The 11,157-nt window shown below is 71.6% G+C and carries 10 protein-coding genes; all 10 read left to right on the forward strand.

The annotated features are described in order from the left end of the window. Window positions 1-10 precede the first annotated feature (10 nt). The 10 genes from VGH76_RS23085 to VGH76_RS23130 all read left to right on the forward strand — a co-directional run bounded on the left by VGH76_RS23085 (window position 11) and on the right by VGH76_RS23130 (window position 11,025). Window positions 11-1,099 (forward strand): extradiol ring-cleavage dioxygenase, encoded by a 1,089-nt coding sequence (locus tag VGH76_RS23085; RefSeq protein WP_331559077.1) that lies wholly within the window; start codon window positions 11-13, stop codon window positions 1,097-1,099. Continuing rightward, entirely contained in the window at window positions 1,096-1,917 is an 822-nt protein-coding gene (locus VGH76_RS23090) for a 2-keto-4-pentenoate hydratase (protein ID WP_331559078.1), read from the forward strand. The genes VGH76_RS23085 and VGH76_RS23090 overlap by 4 nt, the downstream gene beginning before the upstream one ends. Continuing rightward, window positions 1,914-2,876, forward strand: a complete 963-nt coding sequence (locus VGH76_RS23095) for an acetaldehyde dehydrogenase (acetylating) (protein WP_331559079.1) — start codon at window positions 1,914-1,916, stop codon at window positions 2,874-2,876. The genes VGH76_RS23090 and VGH76_RS23095 overlap by 4 nt, the downstream gene beginning before the upstream one ends. After that, window positions 2,873-3,901 carry a 4-hydroxy-2-oxovalerate aldolase gene (gene dmpG / locus VGH76_RS23100; protein WP_331559080.1) on the forward strand — a complete coding sequence of 343 codons (1,029 nt, stop codon included), beginning with the start codon at window positions 2,873-2,875 and terminating at the stop codon, window positions 3,899-3,901. The genes VGH76_RS23095 and dmpG overlap by 4 nt, the downstream gene beginning before the upstream one ends. Before the next feature lie 53 nt (window positions 3,902-3,954). Further along, window positions 3,955-5,676 (forward strand): AMP-binding protein, encoded by a 1,722-nt coding sequence (locus tag VGH76_RS23105; protein WP_331559081.1) that lies wholly within the window; start codon window positions 3,955-3,957, stop codon window positions 5,674-5,676. Window positions 5,677-5,725: 49 nt separating this feature from the next. Further along, window positions 5,726-6,064, forward strand: a complete 339-nt coding sequence (gene fdxA, locus VGH76_RS23110) for a ferredoxin (protein WP_331559082.1) — start codon at window positions 5,726-5,728, stop codon at window positions 6,062-6,064. A gap of 118 nt (window positions 6,065-6,182) precedes the next feature. Beyond that, window positions 6,183-7,301, forward strand: coding sequence for an NDMA-dependent alcohol dehydrogenase (locus tag VGH76_RS23115; protein ID WP_331559083.1), 1,119 nt, complete (start codon window positions 6,183-6,185; stop codon window positions 7,299-7,301). A gap of 95 nt (window positions 7,302-7,396) precedes the next feature. After that, a complete protein-coding gene (locus VGH76_RS23120) occupies window positions 7,397-8,803 on the forward strand; it encodes an FAD-dependent oxidoreductase (protein WP_331559084.1) in 1,407 nt (468 codons plus the stop codon). Between the two features lie 10 nt (window positions 8,804-8,813). Beyond that, window positions 8,814-10,043 (forward strand): adenylate/guanylate cyclase domain-containing protein, encoded by a 1,230-nt coding sequence (locus VGH76_RS23125; RefSeq protein WP_331559085.1) that lies wholly within the window; start codon window positions 8,814-8,816, stop codon window positions 10,041-10,043. A gap of 94 nt (window positions 10,044-10,137) precedes the next feature. Next, the gene (locus tag VGH76_RS23130) at window positions 10,138-11,025 is read left to right on the forward strand and encodes an SDR family oxidoreductase (RefSeq protein ID WP_331559086.1); all 888 of its coding nucleotides are present in this window, start codon (window positions 10,138-10,140) and stop codon (window positions 11,023-11,025) included. Window positions 11,026-11,157 lie beyond the last annotated feature (132 nt).

Genomic DNA, 11,157 nt, shown 5'->3' on the forward strand with positions numbered 1-11,157 from the left:
GAGGTGAACGATGGCAGACGTACTCGGTCTCGGGCTGACGCATTTCCCGCTGCTCGGGGGCCTCGACGAGAAGATGGCGATCCTCCTGCGCGGCACCCTCAAGGATCCCGACATCCCGGCGGCGGAGAAGGACCCGGCGAACTGGCCGGAGCGCATGCGCCGGGAATGGGGTGAGGACGAGGGCCGCTCGGCGGCGCCCGCGCACCGCGCGGAGCTGGTCAAGGAGCTCGCGCGGTGCCGTGAGGCGCTCGATGAGTTCGCTCCCGACGCGCTCGTGGTCTGGGGCGACGACCAGTACGAGAACTTCCGCGAGGAGGTCGTCCCGCCGTTCTGCGTGCTGGCCTACGACGACATCGAGGTCCACCCGTTCTCGTTGATGAACGAGTACGGCAACCCCAACGCCTGGGGCCGGCCCGACGACATGACGTTCACGCTGCACGGCAACCGCGACTGGAGCCGCAACCTGGCCGACCGGCTCATCACCGACGGCTTCGACATGGCGTACTCGTACCGCAAGCGCGAGGGCGCGCACTTCCCGCACGCCATCGCGAACACCCAGATGTTCCTCGACTACGACAACGCGGGCACCGAGTTCCCCTACCCGATCATCCCGATCACGGTGAACTGCTACGGCCAGCACGCGATCGCCCGGCGCGGCGGTCTCGCCAAGTTCGCCGAGATCCGCGACGAGCAGCTCGACCCGATCGGCCCGACACCGGCCCGGTGCATGGAGCTCGGCCGCGGCGTGGCGCGCGCCCTGCGTGGCGACGGCCGCCGGTACGCGTTCGTCGCCAGCTCGAGCTGGTCGCACGCGTTCCTCACCGACAAGCTCTGGCACATCCGTCCCGACACTCCGGCCGACCTGGAGCTCTACGACGCGCTCCTCGCGGGGGACCGGGAACGGTGGCGCCGGACCACCAGCCAGGAGATCGTCGACGCCGGCCAGCACGAGATGCTGAACTGGTTCTGCCTCCTCGGCGCCATGGACGAGCTGGGGATGGACCTCACCTGGTCCACTCTGGTGCCCACCGACGTCTTCAACTCCAACAAGTGCTTCGCGATCTTCGAGGAGCGCGCGACCACCGGGGCCCCCGCATGACGGCCCCGGCGATCGGGAGCCGGGAGGCGATCCGGGCGGCCGCGGAGCGTCTCGCGGACGCAGCGCGCACCGGGGTCCCGTGCGCGCCGGTCCGCGACCTCGTCGGGAGCACCGACATCGACGCCGCGTACGCGGTCCAGAAGGTGCTGCGCGACGAGGCCGTCGCGTCGGGGCGCCGGATCGTCGGACGCAAGATCGGTCTGACGGCCGAGGTGGTCCAGCGCCAGCTCGGGGTCGACCGGCCCGATTTCGGTGTCCTCTACGAGGACATGGCCTACACCTCCGGTCAGACGATCCCGTCCGGCCGGCTGCTCCAGCCCAAGGTCGAGGCCGAGGTGGCGCTCGAGCTGGGGATCGATCTCGACGGGCCCACCGACCCGGACGGTGTCCGGGCGGCGGTGCGCCGGGTGCTGCCCGCCCTCGAGATCGTCGACTCGCGCATCGCGGGGTGGGACATCACCTTCGGCGACACGGTGGCCGACAACGCGTCGTCCGGGCTGTACGTGCTCGGGGAGAACTCCGTCGCCACCCACGACCTCGGCGCCCTCGATCTCCCCGGGATCACGATGACGCTGACCAAGGACGGCGAACCGGCGTCGTCGGGGACCGGAGAGGCCTGCCTCGGTGACCCGGTCTCGGCGCTGTTCTGGCTCGCGCTGGAGGCCCACCGCCTCGGTGACCCGCTGCGGGCCGGGCAGATCGTCCTCTCGGGCGCTCTCGGCCCGATGGTGCCGGTCGAGCCGGGGGCGACGGTGAGCGCGGATCTCCACGGCCTGGGCTCGGTCTCCTGCACGTTCAGCAGTGGGGAGGACACATGACCACCAAGGTGGCGATCATCGGGTCGGGCAACATCGGCACCGACCTGATGATCAAGATCAAGCGGCTCTCGACGACCCTGGAGGTCGTCGCGCTGGTCGGGATCGACCCGGCCTCCGACGGGCTGGCACGGGCCCGACGCCTCGGTGTGGCGGCCGTCGACACCGGCGTGGAGGGCCTCACGTCGCTCGACGGGTTCGACGAGATCGAGATCGTGTTCGACGCGACCTCGGCGAAGGCCCACGTGGCCAACGCCGAGGTCCTGCGTCCGCACGGCAAGCGGCTCGTCGACCTCACGCCCGCGGCGATCGGGCCCTACGTCGTTCCGCCGGTGAACCTCGAGAGCCTCCTGGACGCGGACGCCCCGGACGTCAACATGGTGACGTGCGGCGGGCAGGCGACCATCCCGATGGTCGCCGCGATCTCCTCGGTCGCTCCCGTCCCCTACGGCGAGATCGTCGCGTCGATCGCGTCGAAGTCGGCCGGGCCCGGCACCCGGGCCAACATCGACGAGTTCACCGAGACCACCGCGGCGGCGATCGAGCACGTCGGCGGGGCGGACCGGGGCAAGGCGATCATCGTCCTCAACCCCGCCGAACCCCCGTTGATCATGCGTGACACGGTGCTGTGCCTGGTCGACGCCGCCGGCATGGACGACGAGACCTTCGCCGCCCAGGTCGCCGCCTCCGTCGAGGCGATGGCCAAGAAGGTCGCCGAGTACGTGCCCGGGTACCGGCTCAAGCAGGCCGTGCAGATCCGGGCCGTCGATCCCGACGACGCCCTGGACACCCTCCTGCCGGAGGGGAGCGCGCCGCCCACCCACCAGGTGTCGGTGTTCCTCGAGGTCGAGGGCGCCGCGCACTACCTGCCCGCCTACGCCGGGAACCTCGACATCATGACCTCCGCGGCGCTGCGGGTCGGCGAGGAGATCGCCGCGGCCGGGACGGGAGACGCCCGATGACCGATCGCCTCTACATCCAGGACGTCACGCTGCGCGACGGCATGCACGCGATCCGGCACCGCCTGGCCCCGGACGCCGTCGCCCGCATCACCACGGCCCTCGCGGCCGCCGGGGTCGACGCGATCGAGGTCTCCCACGGCGACGGGTTGGCCGGAGCGTCGCTGACCTATGGCCCCGGATCGAACACCGACTGGGAGTGGATCAGCGCTGCCGCCGAGGCCATCGAGGCGGCCGAGAACTCACCCGTGCTCACCACGCTGCTGCTCCCCGGCATCGGCACCATCGCCGAGCTCCGCCGCGCGCACGAGCTCGGGGTGCGCTCGGTGCGCGTGGCGACGCACTGCACCGAGGCCGACGTCGCCGCGCAGCACATCGAGACCGCGCGCGAGCTGGGGATGGACGTCTCGGGCTTCCTGATGATGTCCCACATGACCTCTGCGGCGGACCTGGCGAAGCAGGCCTCGCTGATGGAGTCCTACGGCGCGCACTGCGTCTACATCACCGACTCCGGCGGCCGGCTGACCATAGGCGACGTGCGCGACCGGGTACGTGCGTACCGGGACGTGCTCGACCCCGGGACCGAGATCGGCATCCACGCGCACGAGAACCTGTCGCTCGCGGTGGCCAATTCGGTGACGGCCGTCGAGGAGGGTGTCGTCCGCGTCGACGCCTCCCTGGCGGGCCAGGGCGCCGGGGCGGGCAACACCCCGATCGAGGCGTTCATCGCGGTCGCCGACTGCCTGCGCTGGGACCACGGCTGTGACCTGTTCGCGCTGCAGGACGCCGCCGACGACCTCGTGCGTCCGATGCAGGACCGGCCCGTGCGCGTCGACCGGGAGACGCTGACGCTCGGCTACGCCGGCGTGTACGGCAGCTTCCTGCGCCACGCCGAGCGCGCGGCCGCGCACTACGGGCTCGACACCCGCGAGCTGCTGGTCGAGGTCGGGAACCGGGGCCTGGTCGGCGGGCAGGAGGACATGATCGCCGACGTCGCCCTCGACCTCGTCGCGGCCCGCAACGACTGACCCCTCGGCGCCGGCCCCGACCGGCGCCGGCAACCGAGAAAGTGAGAACGGTCGTGCCTGAGCTCAGCAAGGCCGCGCAGGCGTTCCGCGAGGCGCGGGACGTCCTGCTCGAGCGGCGGACGGACTACGACGCGGCGCTGCGCGACTTCACGTGGCCCGAGCTCGACGAGTTCAACTGGGCCCTCGACCACGTGGACGCGATCGGGACCGATCCCGCGACCGCGGACCGCCCGGCGCTGTGGATCGTCGAGGAGGACGGGTCGGAGGCGAAGTACACCTTCGCCGAGATGCGGGTGCGCTCGAACCGCGTCGCCAACTGGCTGCGGGCCCGGGGTGTGGCCCGCGGCGACCGGATCGTCCTGATGCTGGCCAACCAGGTCGAGCTGTGGGAGACCATCCTCGCGGCGATGAAGCTGGGCGCGGTGATCATCCCGTCGACGCCGATGCTCGGTCCGGCCGATCTGCGTGATCGCGTCGAGCGCGGCGGGGCGCGCCACGTGGTCGTCCGCGACGTCGACGTCGACAAGTTCGACGACGTCCCGGGCGACTACACGCGGATCGCCGTCGGGCCGGGCGTCCGCGAGCCGTGGCTCGACCACACCTCCGCCCACGCCGAGTCGGCGGAGTTCACGCCGGACGGCGTGACCCGGGCGTCGGACACGCTGCTGCTCTACTTCACCTCCGGCACCACCTCGCTGCCCAAGCTCGTGGAGCACACCCACGTCAGCTACCCGGTGGGCCACCTCTCGACGATGTACTGGATCGGGCTGCAGCCCGGCGACGTGCACCTCAACGTCGCCTCGCCCGGCTGGGCCAAGCACGCCTGGTCGAACGTGTTCGCCCCCTGGTGCGCCGAGGCGACGATCTTCGTCTACAACTACACGAAGTTCGACGCCGACCGGATGCTCGACGTGCTGGTGGAGAAGGGCGTGACCACCTTCTGCGCGCCGCCGACGGTGTGGCGGATGCTCATCCAGGCCGACCTGTCGCGGGTCACGGTCCCGATGCGCGAGCTGGTCGGCGCGGGCGAGCCGCTCAACCCGGAGGTCATCGAGCAGGTCCGCGCGGCGTGGGGCCTGACGATCCGCGACGGGTTCGGCCAGACCGAGTCGTCCGTGCAGATCGCGAACACCCCGGGACAGCCCGTGAAGGACGGCGCGATGGGCCGCCCGCTCCCGGGCTTCCCGATCGTCCTGGTCGACCCGGTCACCGGGGAGCGCGGCGACGAGGGCGAGATCTGCGTCGACCTGGACCGGCGTCCGACGGGCCTGATGGTCGGCTACGCCGACGACGCGGAGCGCAACGCCGAGGTGATGCGCGACGGCGTCTACCACACCGGTGACGTGGCCTCCCGCGACGAGGACGGGTACATCACCTACATCGGTCGCTCGGACGACGTGTTCAAGGCCTCCGACTACCGGATCAGCCCGTTCGAGCTCGAGAGCGTCCTGCTCGAGCACGACGCCGTCGCCGAGGCGGCGGTGGTGCCCTCCCCCGACCCGCTGCGGCTGGCGGTGCCGAAGGCCTACGTCGTGCTCTCGGGTCGCTGGGAGCCGACGCGCGACACCGCTCTGGAGATCCTGCGGCACGCCCGGGAGAACCTGCCGGGCTACAAGCGGGTCCGCCGTCTGGAGTTCTTCGAGCTGCCCAAGACGATCTCCGGGAAGATCCGTCGGGTCGAGCTGCGGAATCGGGAGAACGATCTGCGTTCCGACCCCGCCGCCACGCCCGCGGGCGAGTACCGCGACGAGGAATTCCCCGAATTGAAGTCATGATCCCCCGGCGGCCCGGTGATCCCGGGTCCCGCCGACGATGAGGAGACGTATGTCCTACGTCATCACCGACGCCTGCATCGACTACACGGACAAGTCCTGCATCGAGGAATGTCCGGTCGACTGCATCTACGAGGGCAGTCGAAAGCTCTACATCCATCCGGCCGAATGCATCGACTGCGGGGCCTGTGAGCCGGTGTGCCCGGTCGAGGCCATCGTCGAGGCCCGTGACGCCGACGACGAGCAGGAGAAGTTCGTGACCGGCGACTCCCGGTTCTTCCTCGAGCCCCTGCCCGGCCGGGACGCGAGCCTGGGAAAGCCGGGTGGCAGCAAGGCGGTGGGCGCCATCGGCGTCGACATCGAGCTCGTCGCCGAATGGCCCCGGTCCTGACTCGCCCGCGGGGGAGAACCATGTACCCCCTTCGACCGGATGAGGCCGGGAAAGATGCCGTCCATGGTATGACCATTGGACGCAAACCCCGCCACACGATTCCTGAAGGAGACCTTCTGTGAAGACCCGCGGCGCGATCCTGCGCCAGGCTCCCGGCAAGTTCGAGGTCGTCGACCTCGAACTCGATGATCCCCGCCAGGGCGAGATCCGCGTCAAGATGGTGGCGTCGGGGATGTGCCATTCCGACGACCACATGGCGACCGGTGACCTGCCCGTCGCGGTCTACCCGGTCTGTGGCGGCCACGAGGGCGCCGGCATCGTGGAGTCCGTCGGCCCCAACACCGCCGGCTACGCCCCCGGCGACAAGGTCATCTTCTCGTTCCTGCCGGCCTGCGGCCACTGCGAGTGGTGCTCCACCGGCCACCAGAACCTCTGCGACCTCGGCGCGCTGGTCCTCGTCGGCTCGCGCTGGGACGACCCGAACAGCTTCCGGATGCACCTCGACGACGGTTCGCCCGTCGGCCAGGCGCTCGGCATCTCGACCTTCAGCGAGTACACGACGGTCGCCGTCGACTCGGCCGTCAAGGTCCCCGAGGACACCCCGCTGGAGAAGGCTTGCCTCCTCGGCTGCGCCGCAGGCACGGGCTGGGGCTCGGTCGTGAGGACGGGTGAGGTCGCCCCGGGCGACACGGTCGTCATCATGGGCGTCGGCGGCATCGGGGCGATGGCGGTGCAGGCCGCGGCCACCGCCGGTGCCGAGAACGTCATCGCCGTGGACCCGGTCGCCTTCAAGCGCGAGAGCGCCCAGCGCCTCGGGGCCACCCACGCCGTGGCCTCGATGAAGGAGGCCACCGAGATCGCCCAGAGCCTGACCAACGGTCAGGGAGCGGCGCTGGCGGTGGTGACCGTCGGCGTCATCAGCGGTGACCACATCGCCGAGGCGTTCGCGTCCGTGCGCAAGCAGGGCACGGTGGTGGTCACGGCCCTGGGCAACGTGACCAACGTCGGCATCCCGGTGCCGATCCTCGAGCTCACGCTCTACGAGAAGAAGATCAAGGGCTCGCTGTTCGGCTCGGGCAACCCGCGGTCCGACATCCCGAAGATGCTGCGGCTCTACCACGCCGGGAAGCTCCAGCTCGACGAGCTCATCACCACCGAGTACGCCCTCGACGACATCAACCGGGGCTACGAGGACATGCACGCGGGCACGAACATCCGCGGCGTCATCCGCTACTGACCAGGGACACCCCGCTGCGCTCCCCAGGGGACGGGGCAGGGCCGGCGCCGCCCGGTCCTGCCTCGTCCTGTCGTCCGCGAGAGGAATCAACGGCCATGTCGACGTCGGGTCCCGCGCCGTACCGCGTGGTCATCATCGGGGCGGGTCCGTCGGGCTTCTACGCCGCCGAGGCACTGCTCGACGCCGGTGCGGAGCCGGGCGGTCCCCGCATCGAGGTCGACATGGTCGACCGCCTCGCCACGCCGTGGGGGTTGGTGCGCAGCGGCGTCGCGCCCGACCACCCCAAGATCAAGTCGGTGAGCGCGCAGTACGAGAAGACGGCGGCCCGGCCCGGGTTCCGCTTCTTCGGGCACGTCGAGTTCGGTGAGCACGTCACCCGTGACGAGCTGCTCGACCGGTACGACGCGGTGCTCTACGCCGTCGGCTCGCAGACCGAGCGACGGCTCGGGCTGCCGGGGGAGGACCTCCCCGGCAGCCTCGCGTCGGTCGACTTCGTGGGTTGGTACAACGGCCACCCCGACCACGCGGACCTCGATCCCGACCTGTCCGCCGACCGGGCCGTGGTCATCGGGGCCGGCAACGTCGCGCTCGACGTGGCCCGGATGCTGCTGCTCCCCGACGAGGACCTCCGCGCCACCGACACCGCTGACCACGCGCTGGCCGGGCTGGCCGCGTCCGCCGTCCGCGAGGTCGTGCTCTGCGGTCGGCGCGGCGCGGCGCAGGCGGCCTTCACCACGTCCGAGCTGCGCGAGCTCGCCGACATCGACGGTCTCACCCGGATCGTCGATCCCGAGCAGATCCCGGCGGCCGACGATCCGGCCGTCGCGGACCAGCCCAAGAGCACCCGGCGCAACCTCGACGTCCTGCGGGGCTGGGCCGAGCCCGGCGACGGCGCGACGGGCGACGGCCGCAGGGTTCTGGAGTTCCGGTTCCTGCGCTCCCCGGTGGAGATCCGCGGTGAGGGGCGCGTCGAGGAGATCGTGCTCGGCGTCAACCGCCTCGAGCCGGGCGAGGACGGCCGCATCCGTGCCGTCGACACCGGCGAGCGGGAGACCGTGCCGTGCGGGCTGGTGCTGCGCGCCGTCGGGTACCGGGGGGCGCAGCTGCCCGACGTCCCGTTCGACGAGGCCGGCGGCACGATCCCACACGAGGGTGGCCGGGTCGCCGGGTGCGAGCGCGAGTACGTCGTGGGCTGGATCAAGCGGGGCCCCAGCGGGATCATCGGGACGAACCGCAAGGACGCGGCCGAGACCGTCCGCCACCTGCTCGAGGACCTCGCGGAAGGATCCGGTGCACGGGGTCCGGCCTCGTCGGCCGACGAGGTCGGGGCGTGGCTGCGCACGCGCTGCCCCGATCTCGTCGACCAGGCCGGGTGGGAGGCGATCGACGCCCACGAACGCGACCGCGGCACCGGCGACGGTCGGCCGCGGGTGAAGGTGACCGACCGCGCGACCATGCTCGAACTGGCCGGGGGCGTCGCGGTGCCCGCCGGGCCCGGGTGACGAGGTGGCCGTGCAGCCGCTCCCGGCCACCGTCCCCAGCGCGCCCGGCCGTCAGGGGCTCGGGTCCGGGTGGACCCATCCGGTGCCCCGCGGCCTGCGCCGGGTGGTGGCCGCGGCGCGGATCGCCCGCGCCGGCCTGCTCGACGGCCTCGAGGGCGCCCGTCGGCGGCGCCGGGCGGCGCTGCTGACCGCGCTGCACGCCGACGGCATGACGATCCCGGAGCTCCGGGCGGCCCTCGACGACCACCGACTCGTGGCCGCGGCACTGCGCCAGGCGCTCGAGCCCGAGCCGCCGCGGCACACCCTCGTCGACATCGCCGCGCACACCTCCGCCGACGTGGCCGATGTCGCCCGGTGGTTCCGCGCCTTCGAGCGGCCGGTGACCGACGACCCAAGCGCCCGGATCTACGGCGACGACGACCTCGACGTGGCCCGCCGGCTGGACGACTACCGCCGGCTCGGACTCACCGAGCAGGAGATCCTGCCGGTGGCCCGTGCCGTGGGCCGCGGCCTGACGGGGATGGCGGACGCGATCGCCGACGTCCTGGGCTCCCGGTTCCTCGTCGAGGAACCCGACCCGGGCGAGGTCCTGGACTACGCCGTCGAGATCCGGCGCATCGCCCAGCGCGACGGACTGCACCTCGCCCACCTGCTGGCGCGGAGCCTCGCCGAGCGCATCGGTTCGCAGGTGGTGGCCGCGGCCGCCGGCACCGCCGCGCCCCGGCCGGGGGTGCGCTCGGTCGCCATCGGCTTCGCCGACATCGTGGGGTTCACCGCGCTCGGCGAGCAGCTCAGCGCCACCGAGGTGTGCGAGCTGGCCGAGCTCCTCTCGGCCAGCACCCACGAGGTGCTCACGCCTCCGGTGCGGCTCAGCAAGACCATCGGGGACGCGGTCATGCTCGTCTCCCCCGACCCGGACGCGTTGGTGGACGTGTGCCTCGACCTCAGCCGGGTGTGGCACGGGACGTCCTCGGGGCCGGCTCTGCGCATCGGCCTGGCGTGGGGGACCGCGATCCCCCACGGCGGTGACTGGTTCGGCTCCCCGGTCAACCTCGCGAGCCGGATCACGGCGGTCGCCCGGCCCGGGACGGTCCTGGCGGACCACGAGCTCCGGAGCGCGTGTCGGCGGACGGCCGGCGACGTCGTCGAGTGGACCCCGACGGCCAGACGCCGGTTCAAGGGCTTCTCGCAGCGCCGTCAGCTATACCGGCTGGACCGGGGCACGTACGACGCCGCCTGACGCGCCGACCACGGGACCCGACGACGTGGACGGACGAGAACGACGACCGACCGGATCACCCGGCTGACGGCAGCCGGCGCATCGAGGAGGGTCCTTGACCTACGACTCCATCTTCCGACAGGGCCTGTTCGACGGAAAGGTCGCGATCGTGACCGGCGGGGGGAGCGGCCTCGGCCGCTGCACCGCCCACGAGCTGGCCGAGCTGGGCGCGACGGTGGCGATCGCCGGTCGCGACGTCGACAAGCTCGCGACCGTGCAGAAGGAGATCGAGGACGCCGGCGGGACGGTGTCGGTCCACCGGTGCGACATCCGCGTGGAGGACGAGGTCACGGCGCTGATCGACGGCGTCCTCGACCGGCACGGGCGGATCGACGCGCTGGTCAACAACGCCGGCGGGCAGTACCCGAAGCCGCTGGCGGACATCAGCAGCAACGGGTTCGAGGCGGTCGTGCGGCTGAACCTGTTCGGTGGGTTCATGACGATGCGCGAGGTGTACAACCGCTGGATGGCCGAGCACGGCGGTGCCATCGTGAACGTCATCGCCGACATCTGGCACGGCTGGCCGAACTTCTCCCACTCCGGGGCCGCCCGCGGGGGCATGCTGACCCTCTCCGAGAGCGCGGCCTCCGAATGGGCGCCGGCCGGCGTCCGCGTGAACTGCGTGGCGCCGGGCGGGATCGAGAGCAGCGGCTTCGACACCTATCCGCCGGAGGCCCAGCACGTCGTCCTGGACTTCCCGAAGACGATCCCGCTGCAGCGCTACGGCAACGTCGCCGAGGTGTCGGCCGCCATCGTCTATCTCCTGTCCCCGGCCGCCGCCTACGTCACCGGGAGCTGTCTGCGCGTGGACGGTGGGGCCCCGAACGCCCGCTACTGCTGGAACCCGCCGCGGCCCCACGACAACTCGCAGCCCTTCGAGGCCTTCCCGCTGCAGGAACGACCGCGGCTGCTGCAGGAGTCCACACCGCCGGAGAGCCCCTAGATGAATGAGTCCGATTAGATCTTGGGGTGTGTCGTTCACCTGAACGTGGGCGGAGGGCGCCAAAGGTCATTGTGTGACGAACGACCGTGACGCCCTCCTGACCGCACTCTATGTCCACCTCGAGGATCGTGT

The sequence above is a fragment of the Actinomycetospora sp. genome, from assembly GCF_036497585.1.
Classification (GTDB): domain Bacteria; phylum Actinomycetota; class Actinomycetes; order Mycobacteriales; family Pseudonocardiaceae; genus Actinomycetospora.